The sequence below is a fragment of the Virgibacillus aidingensis genome, from assembly GCF_010994035.1.
Lineage (GTDB): Bacteria > Bacillota > Bacilli > Bacillales > Amphibacillaceae > Virgibacillus_N.
In genome coordinates, this window is record NZ_WIXN01000017.1 from 24,135 (window position 1) to 41,228 (window position 17,094).

Annotated in this window: 21 protein-coding genes; 13 read left to right on the forward strand and 8 right to left on the reverse strand. The window is 38.3% G+C overall.

What is annotated here, in order from left to right; translation table 11 throughout:
* Window positions 1-179 precede the first annotated feature (179 nt).
* Window positions 180-389 carry a hypothetical protein gene (locus GHD25_RS13995; protein WP_164217889.1) on the reverse strand — a complete coding sequence of 70 codons (210 nt, stop codon included), beginning with the start codon at window positions 387-389 and terminating at the stop codon, window positions 180-182.
* A 227-nt stretch (window positions 390-616) separates the two neighbouring features.
* Here GHD25_RS13995 and GHD25_RS14000 point away from each other — a divergent pair, with 227 nt between their 5' ends.
* A complete protein-coding gene (locus tag GHD25_RS14000) occupies window positions 617-1,522 on the forward strand; it encodes a DMT family transporter (RefSeq protein WP_164217891.1) in 906 nt (301 codons plus the stop codon).
* Window positions 1,523-1,605: 83 nt separating this feature from the next.
* Window positions 1,606-2,298, forward strand: a complete 693-nt coding sequence (gene ric, locus GHD25_RS14005) for an iron-sulfur cluster repair di-iron protein (RefSeq protein WP_164217893.1) — start codon at window positions 1,606-1,608, stop codon at window positions 2,296-2,298.
* Between the two features lie 107 nt (window positions 2,299-2,405).
* On the opposite strand, the gene GHD25_RS14010 is transcribed toward ric, so the two are convergent.
* Entirely contained in the window at window positions 2,406-2,561 is a 156-nt protein-coding gene (locus GHD25_RS14010) for an FbpB family small basic protein (RefSeq protein ID WP_164217895.1), read from the reverse strand.
* A gap of 493 nt (window positions 2,562-3,054) precedes the next feature.
* Window positions 3,055-3,216 (reverse strand): aspartyl-phosphate phosphatase Spo0E family protein, encoded by a 162-nt coding sequence (locus GHD25_RS14015; RefSeq protein WP_164217897.1) that lies wholly within the window; start codon window positions 3,214-3,216, stop codon window positions 3,055-3,057.
* Between the two features lie 313 nt (window positions 3,217-3,529).
* On the opposite strand from GHD25_RS14015, the gene lepB reads away from it, so the two are divergent.
* The 4 genes from lepB to GHD25_RS20200 all read left to right on the forward strand — a co-directional run bounded on the left by lepB (window position 3,530) and on the right by GHD25_RS20200 (window position 7,585).
* On the forward strand, window positions 3,530-4,060 hold the full coding sequence (gene lepB, locus GHD25_RS14020; protein WP_164218015.1) for a signal peptidase I: 531 nt from the start codon (window positions 3,530-3,532) through the stop codon (window positions 4,058-4,060).
* Between the two features lie 881 nt (window positions 4,061-4,941).
* Window positions 4,942-6,009 (forward strand): zinc ribbon domain-containing protein, encoded by a 1,068-nt coding sequence (locus GHD25_RS14025; protein ID WP_240452371.1) that lies wholly within the window; start codon window positions 4,942-4,944, stop codon window positions 6,007-6,009.
* A gap of 166 nt (window positions 6,010-6,175) precedes the next feature.
* Entirely contained in the window at window positions 6,176-7,309 is a 1,134-nt protein-coding gene (locus GHD25_RS14030; protein ID WP_164217901.1) for a S1C family serine protease, read from the forward strand.
* 156 nt (window positions 7,310-7,465) lie between these two features.
* Window positions 7,466-7,585, forward strand: coding sequence for a YjcZ family sporulation protein (locus GHD25_RS20200; RefSeq protein WP_164217903.1), 120 nt, complete (start codon window positions 7,466-7,468; stop codon window positions 7,583-7,585).
* 40 nt (window positions 7,586-7,625) lie between these two features.
* Here GHD25_RS20200 and GHD25_RS14040 read toward each other — a convergent pair whose 3' ends face one another.
* The 4 genes from GHD25_RS14040 to GHD25_RS14055 all read right to left on the reverse strand — a co-directional run bounded on the left by GHD25_RS14040 (window position 7,626) and on the right by GHD25_RS14055 (window position 11,588).
* A complete protein-coding gene (locus GHD25_RS14040) occupies window positions 7,626-8,387 on the reverse strand; it encodes a putative bifunctional diguanylate cyclase/phosphodiesterase (protein ID WP_164217905.1) in 762 nt (253 codons plus the stop codon).
* 297 nt (window positions 8,388-8,684) lie between these two features.
* Complete coding sequence (locus tag GHD25_RS14045; RefSeq protein ID WP_164217907.1) at window positions 8,685-9,098, reverse strand: YwpF family protein; 414 nt, start codon at window positions 9,096-9,098, stop codon at window positions 8,685-8,687.
* Window positions 9,099-9,283: 185 nt separating this feature from the next.
* Entirely contained in the window at window positions 9,284-10,306 is a 1,023-nt protein-coding gene (gene moaA / locus GHD25_RS14050; protein ID WP_164217909.1) for a GTP 3',8-cyclase MoaA, read from the reverse strand.
* Window positions 10,307-10,319: 13 nt separating this feature from the next.
* The gene (locus tag GHD25_RS14055; RefSeq protein ID WP_276207831.1) at window positions 10,320-11,588 is read right to left on the reverse strand and encodes a molybdopterin molybdotransferase MoeA; all 1,269 of its coding nucleotides are present in this window, start codon (window positions 11,586-11,588) and stop codon (window positions 10,320-10,322) included.
* A gap of 212 nt (window positions 11,589-11,800) precedes the next feature.
* Here GHD25_RS14055 and GHD25_RS14060 point away from each other — a divergent pair, with 212 nt between their 5' ends.
* Window positions 11,801-12,121 carry a hypothetical protein gene (locus tag GHD25_RS14060; RefSeq protein WP_164217910.1) on the forward strand — a complete coding sequence of 107 codons (321 nt, stop codon included), beginning with the start codon at window positions 11,801-11,803 and terminating at the stop codon, window positions 12,119-12,121.
* Between the two features lie 494 nt (window positions 12,122-12,615).
* Window positions 12,616-13,365: a hypothetical protein gene (locus GHD25_RS14065; RefSeq protein WP_164217912.1), complete on the forward strand. Its 750-nt coding sequence runs from the start codon at window positions 12,616-12,618 to the stop codon at window positions 13,363-13,365.
* Between the two features lie 436 nt (window positions 13,366-13,801).
* On the opposite strand, the gene GHD25_RS14070 is transcribed toward GHD25_RS14065, so the two are convergent.
* The gene (locus tag GHD25_RS14070; protein ID WP_164217914.1) at window positions 13,802-14,251 is read right to left on the reverse strand and encodes a hypothetical protein; all 450 of its coding nucleotides are present in this window, start codon (window positions 14,249-14,251) and stop codon (window positions 13,802-13,804) included.
* 164 nt (window positions 14,252-14,415) lie between these two features.
* Between GHD25_RS14070 and GHD25_RS14075 the strand changes: the two genes are divergently transcribed.
* From GHD25_RS14075 to spoVAE, 5 genes are all read left to right on the forward strand, one after another.
* Window positions 14,416-14,622, forward strand: a complete 207-nt coding sequence (locus GHD25_RS14075; RefSeq protein ID WP_164217916.1) for a DUF1657 domain-containing protein — start codon at window positions 14,416-14,418, stop codon at window positions 14,620-14,622.
* Window positions 14,623-14,754: 132 nt separating this feature from the next.
* Entirely contained in the window at window positions 14,755-15,225 is a 471-nt protein-coding gene (locus tag GHD25_RS14080; protein WP_164217918.1) for a YhcN/YlaJ family sporulation lipoprotein, read from the forward strand.
* A gap of 15 nt (window positions 15,226-15,240) precedes the next feature.
* Window positions 15,241-15,720 (forward strand): stage V sporulation protein AC, encoded by a 480-nt coding sequence (spoVAC, locus tag GHD25_RS14085; protein ID WP_164217920.1) that lies wholly within the window; start codon window positions 15,241-15,243, stop codon window positions 15,718-15,720.
* Window positions 15,721-16,737, forward strand: a complete 1,017-nt coding sequence (spoVAD, locus tag GHD25_RS14090; RefSeq protein WP_164217922.1) for a stage V sporulation protein AD — start codon at window positions 15,721-15,723, stop codon at window positions 16,735-16,737.
* Window positions 16,734-17,084, forward strand: a complete 351-nt coding sequence (gene spoVAE / locus GHD25_RS14095; protein ID WP_164217923.1) for a stage V sporulation protein AE — start codon at window positions 16,734-16,736, stop codon at window positions 17,082-17,084. Before spoVAD ends, spoVAE begins: the two co-directional genes overlap by 4 nt.
* Window positions 17,085-17,094 lie beyond the last annotated feature (10 nt).

The window sequence follows — 17,094 nt, forward strand, 5'->3', positions numbered from 1 at the left end:
GCATGAGAAATTAAAATTCCATGCGTTTTTTTCTTGCAGTTTTACACCGTCGGAAATCGCTTTATTGTTGCTTTTTTATAAATCTTGTAAAAATAGAATGTCCCAGCAAAAAAATGCCAAGTACACTAAAACACTGGAGAGATATTTTCAATACGAGGTGTAATGACAGTCCTAACCTTTCATTGGTTATCGCTGCCGTAAAGATCAAAATGAGAAAGAGAAAACTGCTCATCATGTAGCTTAATAGTTTTGGTGACTGCAGAGAAATAAGCCAATGAACGAAAGGGTTCAAAACAAAATACAGCAGTCCCAGCAGAAATAGCAAGATAACGAAATAAATATGTTCCTCTTTCACTCCTAAAATATAAAGCTGTGTTAAATTTAACCACATAACTGTAAGCAAATTTAGCCCCCCTCCTCTATTTGTAAACTTAATAATAAGTCTCTACCTCTGTAAGTAAGTATATACGTAGAATAGGAATATCTTTTTCTTAAGGTGAATGATAAGGCTTGACTTTCACCCGATTGCTTCAGAAAATGGGGAGTATAATGAACTATGCTTTACTGTTTTAATAGACATTTCATTTTAACATATACGAAGAAAGGCGGGGATAAGTTGAATAAAGCTTTTTTATTCATCATTACCGGTGCTGCGCTATGGGGGACGATAGGCTGGTATGTAAATCATTTATATGATTATGGATTTACCCCAATGGAAGTTGTTACATTGCGGGCATGGACGTCAGCGATTTTGCTGCTCATATTCATGCTTATTGCTGCACCGAAAAAGATGAAGCTAAAATCCTTTACAGATATCAGATATTTTATCGGCACAGGAATATTCAGCATTATATTTTTTAATTACTGTTTGTTTACAGCTATAGAACTATCCACAATACCTATGGCAACTGCACTATTGTATACAGCTCCGGCATTTGTGATCATTATTTCCTTTTTCGTCTTTAGGGAGCCGCTTACCAGAGTTAAAATTATTTCTTTAATACTTACTTTATTTGGTACCGCATTGGTTGTTGGTCTTATACCGATAAATCTGCAAGCCATTCAGATCGGCAGCATTCTATTTGGTCTGGGATCCGGAATCGGGTATGCGCTTTACAGTATTTTCAGCAAGTTTGCTTTAAAAAAATACAGCAGTCTTATTATTACTACATATACTTTTACAGTAGCTGCTATTGCTTTGACCCCTTTTTTTCCATACAGTGAAAAAGGGCATTTATTAATGGATCCGACCGTCCTTCTTTATGCATTTGGTTTAGGTTTTCTTCCGACTGCGTTTGCCTATATTATTTATACATATGGTTTGAATCAGACGGAAGCATCGAATGCATCCATTTTATCGACAATCGAGCCTGTCGTTGCTTCACTGATAGGTGTATTCATATTCCAGGAAGCCTTTACTTTCATCCAGATGATTGGTATGGGCTGTATTATCGGAGCTGTGATCCTTGTTCAGTACAGAAGAAGACCTGAAGGCCGGAGTAAATCATATATGCAAAATTAACTTTCCTCACAGTGATGCATTTCACGGTATAGTTAAATGAAAATAGTTATCATTTAATTATACTGAAAATAGGAGGAATTAGCATGCAGTTATTTACAACTGAACATACACCGGCTGAAATTGTAAAATTATTTCCAAAAGCAAGCGATTTGTTCAAGAGCGAGAGAATTGATTTTTGCTGTGGAGGAAATCGTCCGCTTTATGAAGTCTTTGCGGAAAAAGACCTGGATCAAACAGTGATTATGTCTAATTTAAATAAAGCATATGAAGTATGGAGCAAAGAGGAGAATGAAACAATTGATTGGGATAAGATCCCTTTAGCCGACTTGGTGGATCATATTGTAGAAAGCCACCATGCTTATTTGCATGAAGAGCTCGCACCATTGAGTCAGTTCGTCACAAAGGTTTTCCGAAGGCATGGAGCAGACCATCCGCATCTTAAAGAATTACATCGTCTCTTTAACAATTTTAAAGTGGATATGGAAGAACATCTTGTGAACGAGGAAGACAATGTTTTTCCACTCATTAAAGAATATGAGAAAAGCCCGAGCGAAGACCTTAAGCAGCGGATTATTGAAGCAAATGGCGGTCTGGAAGACGATCATCAGGCTTCAGGAGATTTGCTAAAGCAGATGAGAGAAATTACTGAGGATTTCACCCCTCCATCCGGCGCTTGCAATTCTTATCGAATTACCTATGCAAGACTGGAAGAATTGGAATCAAATACTTTTCAGCATATCCATCTGGAAAACAACATTCTGTTTAAACGAATTTAATGCTGCTTAAACTAAAAACGACTTTATGTTAAATAGTAAAAAGGTCTGACCTTACAGACGAATTTAAATTCCTTTCGCCTGAAATGCCAGACCTTTTTTACTAGCCATTACATGCTCAGTTCCCTATTATTTTCTCTTAAAGCAGCTTCTTCCTGCCTTTTCTCCAAACGCATTTCTATATTGGAGATGCTCTTTTCATCCCGCATAAGTTCCTGTTTATTTTGCTGAACAAGCTGTTCAAAATTTAATGTTTTTGGTCTCATGTAATACACTCCTTTTAGGTATTCATTCTTACTATACCCCAATTTTCAGGTTATAAATCAAAACTGTTTGAACAATTTATAACATTTTCAACTTGTAAGTATGAATTTGTTTAATAAAACTTACAAATAAAAATATGGTAGTGTTTCTCGCATTCCGGGCAGGAGCGTGAATTTTGAATGTTTAGGTCATACCGCTATTTTTATACGTGAAGAAATATACTTCAACTTATTGTGAAATGTTGGAATTGGAAAGAGTAAAACCATTATGCTTCATGGTTATGTGATAAAACAGGGGCATATTTCACTTTCCCCAAAGCCTTGTCAGTCGTGGGGTAAACGTATCTTAAAAAAGGGTATCATGGCCATAGATCCTGGTCTCTACTTAAGACGAAGGATATATACGGCTTACATATACCTGTTTTTAACAAATCACTTTTGGGAAAGACTCAATCAATCGGAAGCTTTTAGCAGGAGAAAGAGATAAGAATTATCATTAATTTTTTTGCTTCATATCTTCATACAGGTTGAGCAAACGGTCCAATTCCTGACTGATTGCTATAGATTCAAAATCATTCAGGCCTTTTTCCATGGCCACCGATGTCATTTTGTTTCGCAAAAATTCTATACGTTGTAATACTTGATCAATTGCACACATGAGGGTTACGCTGACCTCCTTATTTAGTTAGATATACTAAATATAACATATTTTTGCAAAAATCAACAAGTTTTTATGTGTTACTTAGTACCTAATATATCCCTTTCTATAACAGACTGCGATTTTTATCTAAATGTTAAACTTTCTTCAACGTTTGACCAAGTACATGTTTCAGAATATATTGAATGTAATATCGAGTGAGCATAACCAACTAAAGCTCGAATAAATCTTCATGATGTGCTACTATAAAATAGTAATCAGCGGTATACTTAAATGAATACTACACTTGCTGATGAAAGATTTTCTGGAAGGGATGTCTCTGGTGAGTCAAACAAAGAAAAAAGAATGGCTTGAATGGACTAAAGCAATCATTATAGCGTTATTAATAGCTTTCTTTATAAGAACCTTTCTTTTCGCTACTTCTATTGTAGAAGGTGAAAGTATGGAGCCAACACTGGAAGACGGAGAAAGAGTGGTTTTTAATAAGCTTGTTTATTTTATTGATCAGCCCGAACGGGGCGATATTGTCATCATAGAAAGGCCAGTTCAAAACTATGTAAAACGAATTATTGGATTGCCCGGTGAAACAATCGAAGTAAATGATGGCAATTTATATATAAACAATGAAAAGTATGATCAAACTTTTATTTCAGATGAAACCAAAAGAAACACTGGAAGCCTGGGCCCCATCGAAATTCCTGAGGGCAGTTATTTTGTAATGGGCGATAACCGCGCAATCAGTTTAGACAGCAGAAATGGTCTCGGTTTTGTGGAAGAAGATAATATCATTGGAAGATCCGAATTTGTTATTTTCCCTTTCGATCAATGGGCAAGAACAAAATAGCCGGAGAAGCAGTCTGTTTGATTTCGTCCTCATGGTTTACAAAGTACATTGACTGAAACCGGCACCATACCGGCATCTCATTATATCCGGTGCTCAAAAAAACTGTCCTCCTGCTTTTTGGAAAAACTCGCATTCGCACATATTTTGGTGAATGTGTTAATGTTTCTTATCCTTAAAACTTAAAAGTTACCGTTTCCTCGTCCCACCATAAACATTTGGGACTGCGGTACGCCGTTCCTCCTCCCACCATAAACATTTGGGACTGCGGTACGCCGTTCCTCCTCCCACCATAAACATTTGGGACTGCGGTACGATCGTTCCTCGTCCAACCATAAACATTTGGGACTGCGGTACGATCGTTCCTCGTCCCACCATAAACATTTGCTGGAATTTTGATTTGCTTTACGGTAAAAAGGCTTGGTACCTTGCCAAGCCTTTTTGGCTGAACTGATGATCATCTAAATCACTTCAGCATGTATTTATTTTTCCCTGTCAAATATCATATATCCTATATTTAAAACAATAATTGCCAAAGCAGCTACCCCCAATGCCAATTCCCACATAAATATGCACCTCCTTAACAGTATCTATGTACAGATGTTTAAAATAGCTTAGCAAGATAGTAAAAACAAAGGGTAAATCATTATAACAATGTTCTTATGATCACTCATCCTTACACTATTATGGAACATTCTCTTCTATATCATACCAATTAATCCTCCCTAAATAAAGCAAAAATATGATATTATAAAGTGAAACATATTTTGATAAAGCAGGTGTTATGCCTTATGCATTGCCCTTATTGCGGTTCCTCCATAAAAGAGAATGAAAGCTTCTGCGTTATATGCGGCGAGAAGCTTCCTGAGGACTTAGAGCATCGGATGAATCCGAACAACAGGAAATTTAATAAACTTTGGCTTGTTCCGATAGGTGTTTTCACCTTTTTCCTGTTATCTTCCATCATCTTTTATATTTATTTGGAAAACCGTTCAACACAAGCTCAGGAACTTTATAATCAAGCCGAGGAAAAAGTGCTGCTTGGAGAATTTGCAGCTGGTGAACAATTTTTGAAAGAAGCACTGGACCTTAAGAGCAATTTCTCCCAGGCTGATACTTCATTGCTTTTCACCAGAAGAGCAATAGAGATACAATCCTCTTTGGCGGAAGCTGATAGCCTGCTTCAGGAAAAGAATTATTCAGAAGCATTATCCATCATTAATGGTGCTGAAAATAATATAGAGAATTTTTATGGACCGGCTGCCAGTGATCTAATCTCCGTAATTATCAGCCAAAGGAACGAGGTCAAAATGGAACAGTTGCAGGAAATGCTGCAAAATGATCCATCCATTGATGATTTAAAGTTATTATTATGGGAAGCAGATGCCATTGATGAAGAAAATGCCGAAGAGATAGCGAAATCTATCCGAAGCCAGATTGTCGATTATACATTTTCCAAGGCAAGTGAACAACTAAACGCAAAGCATTTTAATGATGCACTCCTCATTGTGGAAGATGGCTTAAAATACGCACCGGATTCGGAAAAGCTTCAAAGCCTGGAAACAACCATTAATAATGAGCAATCTTCCTTTGAAACTGCACAGCAGGAGCGTTTGGAACAGGCGATGAACACAGCCCAGGAAGAACGGGAAATGAATGAGTCCGATGCAGTGAATCTATTGGATATAGTTGTTGAAAATAATGAACAGGGAAATATCATGGTTAAAGGCGAAGTAAAAAGTGTTGCTACGGTTCCTATTAACTCTATTATTATTGACTACGTAATATTAAATAAAAATGAAGCAGAGATAGATTCAAATGAAGTTTTCGTTTATCCGGACAGATTATATCCAGATGAAAACGGCAATTTTGAGTTTACACATTTTGATATAAATGAAAGCAGTCAAAACCTGCAAGTTGAAGTAAACAAAATTACGTGGTATACAGATTAAATTTTAAATATGCTTGTTCATAAAGGATGACAAAAGGATCTTTCGGCTTAATGTTCCGGAAGCTGCAAATATTGTCGTCCATCATAAAGGGATGGGACTTGCTAAACGGTCGACATGTATTTTTAACTTTTTGGATTATCCTTATTAGGAAGAAGGGTGAACAAATTTGCGTGCAAAGCGGTATCCGCCTCTGCTATTATCCGTGTTCCTTTTTATAGCTGGAATCGTCAGCATTGCCTGGATTTATAATCACTGGCATGATGATGAATTGACAGTAAGAAATCCGGCTGTATCAAAGGCAGTGGTATCAGAGGAACCTGATTTAAAAACCATTATTCACGAGGCGGAAAAAAATGTGATTCAAATTGAAGGACAAACGGAATATAGTACGATTACAGGGTCAGGTTTCCTTTTTAATAATAAAGGAGATATTATCACGAACGCCCATGTTATTGAGAAAGCTGATTCGATATATGTACGGACTGCAGGTGCACAAATTTACCCGGCTGCCGTAATTGGAATTAGTAAAGATGTTGATATAGCTCTCCTTCGGGTTCCACAGCTGGCGAATCAGAGTTTAGATATGGCTGATGAAGCTTTTACAGAAATAGGGGATGAAGTCATTGCTTTAGGAAGCCCACACGGATTTCAAAATACTGTAACATTAGGAATAATTTCAGGTATGGAAAGACAATTTTCTGTTGATGGGTATGACTATTCCAATGTATATCAAATATCCGCTCAAATTACTCAGGGAAACAGTGGAGGACCCTTGATCGATCGAAAGACCGGGAAAGTAATTGGCATCAATTCCGCCGGTACGGAGGATGGTTTAATTGGTTTTAGCATTCCAATAAATGATGTCATCGAACAACTTGAACAATGGTCAAATGAAGCGCAAAATGATCAGCTGGATTTCCCCAGCACATCAGACATCATTCCCGATAACGATATAGAGCAGTTAACAGAGGATGCCAATTATTTAATCAGTTATTTTCTCGACAGCATTCAAGTTAGGGACTATGTAAGTGCGTATACTTTACTTGGAAGCAGCCTGCAGGGAGATATCTCCTATAGCGAATTCAGGGAAAATTACATTGATACTATATCACTGCATTACTCCGATTACTCCATCGGGACAGATGAGGAAAATGAAGTAACAGCAGATGTACAGGTGACTATAGAGAGCAACCTCCAAAACGAAGAAGATACAGAGGAAAACTTATATTTATACCGGTTTAATATCGGATATGAAAACGACCAGCTTAAAATTTTAAATATAAGCATGAATGAGGAATGAGTTCTCCTGAAAACAGGGGAACTTTTTTATGGAATAAAAAAGTGGGGTTTTGCTCCTTCCGTTTGCACATTAGCTGGGCAGAAGTCCATAAATTTCGTGATATATATCATAAATTATTACATAAGCACCTGGGGGTGAATTATATGGGCTACGGATATGGAGGGGTGGCGGCAGTGGTTTTCCTATCCGGCTGCCGGGAGGTTCAACAGGAATTTTGCCTTAATTGTTGTGCTTTTTATTTTGTTAATTATCGCAGGTGCAGCTTTCTATTACTAGTGCACCATGGAGGCTGCGCCCGCGGGACAGCCTCACTCCATTAACCGCTTCTAAGGAAAAATTGATTTAATTCATCTGGCGGCAGTGGTTTACTGAAATAATAACCCTGAATTTCATCACATTTTTCCCTTTCCAAAAATGCAAATTGCTCCTTCGTTTCTACACCTTCCGCAATTACTTTCATATTAAGGGCATGGGACAAATGAATAATCGATTTAACAATCGTCTTGTTATGCTCCCGGCTGCCATCTATAAACATTTTGTCGATTTTTATCTTTGTAATTGGATACAGGCTTAAATTCTTTAATGATGAATAACCTGTACCAAAATCGTCGATTGAAACACTGACACCGAGTTGATGAAAGCCATTAATTGTCTCTAATATGTTTTCCTCATTTGACATGGACATGCTTTCCGTTATTTCCAGTTCCAGGTACTCAGGATCCAAATCCGTGTTCTTTAAGATACATTTCACCTTTTCGATAAGGTTTGTTTGATCCAGTTGTACAGCGGATAAATTTACACTGACAACCATTGGATCATATCCATCTTCCTGCCATCTTTTATTTTGCCTGCAGGCCTCGTAAATAACCCATTCGCCTATTTCATTTATTAATCCCGTTCGTTCTGCAAGCGGAATAAAGTCCATTGGCGGAATGCTTCCTTTATCTGGGTGTTTCCAACGCAATAAAGCTTCCAAGCCCACGATTCTCCCGGATTTAACACTCTTTTGCGGCTGGTAATGAATCTCAAATTGTCTTTTCTTTAATGCATTTCGTAATTCATTTTCCATTGACTGCATGGATTATTCTCCTCTATAGACAGGTCAATTAACTTATAAATGTCTGGTATTTTGCCTGCAATCTCATGGAGCTTTTTCACAACAATCGAAGGGATTTTCCCCAATAAATGGGATTCGCTTTGGTTTAATATTGACCATTACTATTTTTTATATAACATAATTTTGTTTATCTATTGTTCTGCTTTACTTCATTCTATTACTAATACTCAAGCCCCTTTTACCCTTCTTCCTGTTATATCGGATTATATTGGAAATTTTCAAGGGTATCGGACAGATAGTGAACCGTCAGTTTTATTTTCAGGAAATTAAATCTTTAAACTTCTCCAGCAAATCATTTCCCTGGTACCCTTTCTCTATCAGGGAGGTAAGCATTTCTTCAATTTTATTGATCCGCCTGTCTACAATGGTGCCAACAAATAAAATGTTCATATTTTCCCCAATCTCATTAATACCCATGATAGAGGTAATAAATGTTGCTGGTTCATTGCTTTCCTTCGTTATTTTTACCTGGAGCATGATTTCCTCAGCTTCTTCCTTTAATTTCTCAAAAAAAGATAGATGAGATTTGTCTATAAATGCTTCTATCGTCCATTGATCCTGGTCATCTTCTCTGTTTATGATCAAACCGTCCAGCAATGGGATATTATGCTGCATAATTTCTTCTTCTTTTTGATCAAATACTTCCAGAGATTTTAATTTAAATGTTTTCACCTGTTGCGCCCCCCTTTTATCTTTTTAAAAAAACCTGCTAAGATTGATGGCTCACAATGCAGTTAACAGCTATGGACCTTCATTATTTTTCCTTTTCGGCTATAGACCCGTTCAATGGTTATTGACAGCGTTTCCTGAGGGCATTTTTCACATGTATTAAAATCATGGAAAATAACATATTGACATTATCCGCCAATATAGGACATCTCAATTTTCTTCTTTCTTACATAGTTTTCTCCATTCCGTTCATCTGAATACCGGTCTTTTCTGCTGCCCCATAAACCTGCCAAATCATCATTTAATTGTTTTTCAGTCAAGCCGCTCCGTATTTTTTCCTTTATATCGTAGCCGCCTGAAGCGAACAGGCATGTATAAAGCTTTCCATCTGCGGATAATCGAATGCGTGTGCAAGTACCGCAAAATGAATCTGTTACAGAGGAAATAACACCAATCTCCCCTCCCCCATCTTTATAACGGTATCTTGAGGCTACTTCGCCATAATAATTTTCCTCGGCAGGTTCAAGCGGCATCTCCTCATGAATCATATTAATAATATCTTTCTTGGAAATGACATGCTGCAAATCCCAGCCATTATGATTTCCTACATCCATAAATTCTATATACCTTAAAATAATATCTTTATCTTTAAAATACCTTGCCATTGGCAGGATTTGGTTTTCATTCATTCCCTTTTTTACAACCATATTCACTTTGATTTTCAAGCCTGCTTTTCTGGCTGCCTCAATTCCTTTTAAGACGGGAAGCGTGACAACTCCTCTCCCGTTTATTTTCTTAAATGCCTCGTCCTCTATTGCATCAAGACTGATGTTTACCCTTTGTAAACCGGCATCTTTTAACTTTTTAGCACGTTTTGGCAAAAGTATGGCGTTTGTCGTTAATGCAATGTCTTTTATTCCGGGGATTTCAGTAAGTCTTGCGATTAACAGGTGCAAATCTCTCCTCATTAACGGTTCCCCGCCGGTAAGGCGGATTTTTTCCACACCCAGCTGTGCAAATGAATTGGCCAGTCTTACAATTTCATCAAAGTTCAGTAATTCACTCTCCGGAAGAAAAGGATAATCCTCTCCAAATATTTCCTTTGGCATACAATAGGTGCAGCGCAGATTGCATTGGTCAATAACTGAAATACGTAAATCCTTTAGTGTTCTGCCGAAATGATCCTTAATTGGTGTAACTGTTCCTTCCATGCCATCACTCCTCTCATAGAAAATGCTGCTCTCCATCTGTATCATTCAGCAGCAGTACATCTACAATATCGTTACGCTTAAAACCTCTCGTGCCTCCAGGCAGGACCATTAATGCAGTAGCATTTGCCAGCGAAGATATTACATTCGATTTATCTATGCCGGACAAATGGGCATGCACTGTGGGACCATCATAAGAGATATAACTGCGTACAAACCTGGTAAAAGGGTTAGGCTTGGGGAAATCCTCCGCCAATACTGCTTTAATCCGTTTTAAGTATATATTCCTGTTGTATAAAGCATGCTGGATTACCGGCCGTACAAATAGTTCAAAACCAACATAACATGCTGATGGGTTGCCGGATAATCCATATAAAAGTTTCGATCCTTTCACCGCTGCCGTAGTCACACTTCCGGGGCGCATGGCAATTTTGTTAAACAGTACTTTTGCTCCAAGTTTTTTGTATATCTCTGGCATTAGATCGTAATCCCCAACCGATACACCGCCGGTAGTAATTAAAATATCCGCCTCTTCCAGTGTCAGTTTAATTTTTTCAAAACTTTCATCCAATTCATCAGGCAGCTTTCCAATATATTTTGCAGTTCCTCCTGCCCGCTCTATCTGCGAGGTGATCATATAAGCGTTGGAATTGCGGATTTTCCCCGGCTCAAGCGGCTCATTTACCTCAAGCAGCTCCGTCCCTGTAGCAATGACAGCAATGACTGGTTTTTTTGCAACCTTTACCATGTTATAACCAAATGTTGACAGAAGCGCTTTTACACCTGGGTTAATCCATGTACCTTTTTCCACTAGAACCTCCCCTTCAATTATTTCAGATCCTTTCTGTATAATATTTTGACCCGTTTGCATCTTCCGTTTTATGGACATATATGGTTTAGCATTCTTTTCATAAGATTGGCAGACTTCAAACATGGCAACGCAATCAGCGCCTTCCGGTATCTGTGCGCCTGTCATAATTCTTGTTGCCTGCCGTGGCTTTAACCTCTTTTTTGGTACATGTCCTGCGCCAATATGCTCTATAACTTCAAATTCGACCGGGTTATCCTGTGTAACATTCATGGTATCTTCAGATCGTAGCGCAAAACCATCATAAGGCGATTTATCAAAGGCAGGAACCGGATGTCTTGCCATTACCGGCTCAGCCAGCCTTCTATGATCACACGCTTGAATGGGAATGGTTTCACTGGAACCCTCCACCCGGTATCTCATCACCTTTTCTATTGCTTCTTCTACCGGGATCGGTTTACGTCTTTCTGCTTCCACCTGTTCCACTCCTTTATTATGTTGTTTGCATAAAATGTATCGTCATGCAAAGAAATGATGGTGTTCAGGCAAAACATTATGATATAGCCTTCCTATACTTCCCTAGTTTAACAAAAATTACTGACAATTGATATTATTTTCTAATGTTTCACATACCGATTTGGAGGGTATGGATTATCAAAACATCAATCCTACAGCATGAGGTGATTTTCATGGAAGAGATTTCTTCCTATAAAATTAAACTTAACAGGAAATTAGAAACCAAGGATATAATAAAAATCCATGAACTCGCTCTGAAATCCAACTTTTCTATTTATGTATATCGTGAAAGTTCTATTGCAGATGCAGAAAACCTGCCAAAACTTTTATCATTCTTCTTTTTTGCATCCAAAAATCATTCGCTTGTAATGATTATTGACGGACAACATGCGGAAAAAGGGTACCATCAAATAAAATCTCTCTTACGCAACACCATTAAAGGCGAATGGAGAGTCACCCATAAAATACAAAGTGATATTTCCGTCGCCATTTAAGATGTATAACTAAATAAAAAAGTGGTGCAAGCAAATCAGGACTAGAGTTTATCCAAAATACAACCTATCATCAGATTTCCCTTTGAAATATTTCAGCATGTTTTCCTTTGCCGCAGGGGGCTGAACCTTCCCCCTGCAGAAACCCCATATAAACAAAGTTATATCTGAGCCCCTTTTTAGCTTGTTAACCAATATAATTTGCCGAATATAGTTTAATAACCGCGAGTGTCTTACGACTTTAAGATCGAACGCTGCATTTTATCGGCCATTATCCATCAGTCGATACCTTCCATAATTCACTTCTTTGTCTGGCAAACCCGTACTTCGCTGAAAGGACAATAACCTCTTTATACTTGCCAAAATTAATAAAACTTTCTTATTTTAATATAAATTGCTATAAATTCATGTATAATTAATACAAAGATAGGAGTGATTTACCCTCATTCCGCTGAAAGGAGGAACTTCCCCTGATCTATTCAGGCCAGTAATTTAAAATGAAAAAACAACTACGTTTTACGGTGATTTTTATTATTATTTTTATCGTATCCTGTTCCAATGTGGAATCTGACATTGAAAATGTGATTCCTAATCCGGAAAACCAAAAGAGTGAACCGGAACTGATTGAAGAGATAACTGACGTGGAAGAGCCGGAGGAATATATTGAATTCTTTTTGGATGATGAACAGGTAACAATTAATTTGAAAGGGATGCCTATATTAAATAATTATCTAAAAGGTACTGCCAGCCGGAAACAATCCTTGGAAGAAATGGAACTTTCCCGAATCTATTCAGAGAATGAAAATATTTATCTGCTTGAATTTTCCTGTAATAACAGCTTATGTTCTTATATTTTACTTAATCAAAGCAGAGATAACCCATCCTTTCTTATTGCTGATTTGGCAAAACTATTGGAAATAAAGCCGTCACCGGATGATTCAAAGTTACTTTTCCTGTTCGAAAGGGATTCCGGCCCGTCCCAGGGGCTAAAGGACATCGCAGTCATCGATATCAAAGATTGGCAACAATTGCCATTAAGGAATGAAACAACTGATGATCAGATACTCGGCTACAAATGGCCGCTCGCCGAAGTTAAATGGCTTGATAATAACTCTATTAACGTTACTAAACCCGACTCAATTGAGCCGGAAGATCCGTCTGACAGACACGCCACTGAGGACACACCGGTAACTGACATCATTTTAAATATTGTGAATGAAGATGAATACACCGATATTCCGCAGTAACTTTTTTAATGCAAATAAAGCGCCTAAGACGGATAAGCATAGAAAAGACGAACAATCCATCATATTAGCTCCGGAAATATACGTAGACTCCTGGGACTATGGTACAGCGATTCCTCGTCCCACCGGAAAGATTTGCGGGAGCAAAGGCATCGGTAAGACCCTTAAAGACGAGTTAGCAATCTTTACTTGCAAGGAGTCCTGCACCACTTAGATAATTGCAACACGAAGCGCGCGAGGAGGCTTACCAGCCGCCCGCGGCAAAGCAGACACCGGGAAAACGACCAAAGGGAGTTTGATCGGATGTCGCACTTGTGAAAGTGGTAAAAGCGTAGTATATTTCCGGAGCGGGTTTTTAGCTTAGTGTATAAGGATGTTCGGGTCTGTTTACTAAAATTGTTTTGTACCGGCCACTTTTATTTTGGTTCAAACTCAGGGATTATTTAAATTCTAATGCCTCTACATGGTTAATAATTTTTATTTCTCCATCTACTTCAAATTTTGCCTTAATATATAGATTGCATTCATTTTTATTTGGGGAAGATAAAACGGCTGCTTTCTGGGGATGATATATATTTCCTTCTTCCATTTCTTTTTTCACGTAGCTTCCTGTGAAATCATGACCATGGTCAAAAAAGGAAACTGAAACCAGCGGGGATTGATGTTGGATTTCTACCCTCTCTTCACCATTATATTGAATAGAATATAGCACCTCTATCCCCTTCTCATCATCGTTTATCTGCACATGCAATATAAAGTCATCCGACTCTTTGGAAATCATCTTGTTTTCAGTTAACGTATTAGCATTTGACTTTTCAAATTGCCCGTATGTAAGCCCTAGTGAAATAATAATAATTAAAAATAAAAGCAATGCCACGCTCTTTCTCATCATATTCACCCTTGTTTTTATCCTATATTTATAAAACGAAACTAGAGGTTATTTTGTTTCACTTTTCCCGCATTTTTTTACAGGAAGGAAAAAAGTAGAAAGTATAAATACGTTTGTAAATATGAATGATAAAGAATGAAGTTAATCAAAAGGAGGATACTCTTATGACTGTGGGATCACAGGTGAAACAGACTATTGCCGGACTTAAAAGTGCACAGGCAAGCTTTGAACAATTTGCATTGCAAACAGAAAACAAACAAGCAAAACAGCTATATGAAAATGCCGCAAAACAAACTATGGCTATTTTACAATCCGTTGAACCGAGAATTCAGCAGATAGAACAGCAGGAACCGCAGTATAAAGGTTTTTAGTTTTTCATCATGTACTCGTTTCACCCAAATTCCTTAAGCGATTAAATATCCTAATTTTGTCTCTATATGTGATCTAAGACGGGGCGGGGGAACCTGCCTCCTTAAAAACCAGAAGAGAAATGAGTGAGGAATATGCCTGTAAAGAGATGGCTGCTCATTGCCAGTATGATTGCAGTAATTGCCGGGTGCAATACAGACGATTCGGTTTTGGAACCGGCAGGCTCACCAAATAATGATATTGAATTGATGAAAATATCAAAAGACCATCAACTTGATCAGCATATTTCCAATCAGGCAAAAGACAGTATGCGTAAATATGCTGAAGTAACTGCAGCTAAAGCAGTAAATACGGACAAAAAAATGCTTATGGCTGTAGAAGTAAAACATAATGAACGTTTTAATCTGGCTAACATAAAAAAACAGCTCAAAAAAGAAATGGAAGAACAATTCCCGCACATCACAGTAGAATTTTCCACAGATAAAAAAATAATTCTTGAACTTGATAGGCTGGAAAAAGAAATACAAAAAGACATTGCCTATTCCCCCAAAAAACTGGAAAAAGAACTGGATAAATTAATCAGCTTATCGAAAGAACAAACATAAAGGAATGAAAGCATTATGGCAGATAAAAAGAAAAAAAACTTGCCTCCTGATGCACAGGAATACCAGACATTTCATGATAAAAGAGAAGTAAAAAGACCTATCCTTAAAAATTGCATAAAAGCATTTCTTGTCGGCGGTTTTATTTGTTTTATCGGTCAGCTGATCACTACTTTTTATATTTATTTCTTTAACTTTACCGAACAAACTGCAGGAAGCCCGACTGTTGCCACACTAATATTTATTACAATGCTGCTGACAGGGTTTGGCGTGTATGACAGGATTGGACAATTTGCCGGCGCAGGAACTGCTGTCCCTGTTACCGGTTTTGGAAATGCAGTAATTTCTTCAGCTATTGAGTACCGCACAGAAGGATTTATTCTCGGGGTGGGCAGCAATATGCTTAAACTCGCCGGCCCGGTTATCGTATATGGTGTCTTTAGTGCATTTGTCATTGCGCTTATTAAAACAATTCTCATCCAATGGGGTGGACTATAAATGCTGACAGGTCATCAAACATGGACTTTTGCAAATAAACCGGTCATTATTTCCACTGGTACTGTAGGCGGACCATTTGAAGCGAAAGGAAATATCGCCAATGATTTTGATCTTTTGCATGAAGATATGTGGCTGGAACAGGATTCATTTGAAAAATCCCAGCAAACATTAATGGAGGAAGCATGTCAAATTGCTGTCAAAAAAACCAGCATTGAAAAAGAAGATGTTCAGTTTTTTATCAGCGGAGATTTAATAAATCAGATAACACCAACCAGTTTTGCTGCAAAAACAATGGGACTGCCGTATTTAGGCTTGTTTAGCGCATGTGCTACATCAACGGAAAGCCTAGCACTTGCTGCAGCCATTATTAACGCCAATGGAGCAGATTATATTTTAAGCGGAACTTCGAGTCATAATGCAGCAGCAGAAAAACAGTTCCGCTACCCGACTGAATATGGCGGACAAAAGCCGCCTACAGCCCAGTGGACTGTAACTGGAGCTGGCTGTGCACTTGTGGCTAAAGAAGGCAAGGGGCCTGTTATTACTTCAGCCACCATCGGAAAAATAGTCGACATGGGTATGACCGATCCATTTAATATGGGAGGTGCTATGGCGCCTGCAGCAGTCGATACCATCGAAACACATTTTAAGGAAACAAATCTGGATCCATCCCACTATGATTTAATTATTACAGGGGACCTCGGTCATATTGGCAGGGAAACTTCACTCGACCTGTTAAATAAAAGGGGACTTGTAATCCCGGAAGATAAATATGTTGACTGCGGACTGACAATTTATAGAGAGAGCCAGCCTGTATTGGCCGGGGCAAGCGGTCCGGCATGCTCTGCAATCGTTACATTCGGCCATTTTTTGAACCGCATGAAAAAAGGAGAGTTAAAACGAATACTTGTTGTAGCAACAGGCTCTCTTCATTCCCCATTAAGTGTACAGCAGAAAGATCCCATTCCCTGCATTGCCCATGCAGTTTCGATAGAGTCAGGAAGTGATATAGCATGATCTTTTTTTGGGCTTTTGTTATCGGAGGAATAATATGTGTGATCGGACAAATAATGTTTGACGTCTTTAAATTAAACCCGGGGCAAACATTGACGATCCTGGTTATTGCCGGTGCTGTGCTGGATGGTTTGGGACTGTATGAGCCATTAATTGACTTTGCAGGGGCAGGTGTCACCGTTCCAATTACCAGCTTCGGCAACCAACTAGTACACGGAGCTATGCAAGAAGCAGAAAAACATGGGTTAATCGGGGTTGTTACCGGGATGTTTGAAGTAACCAGTGCCGGTATATCAGCAGCAATTATCTTTGGGGTTATCGGTGCTATATTATTTAAACCTAAAGGCTAGGAGGCTTTTC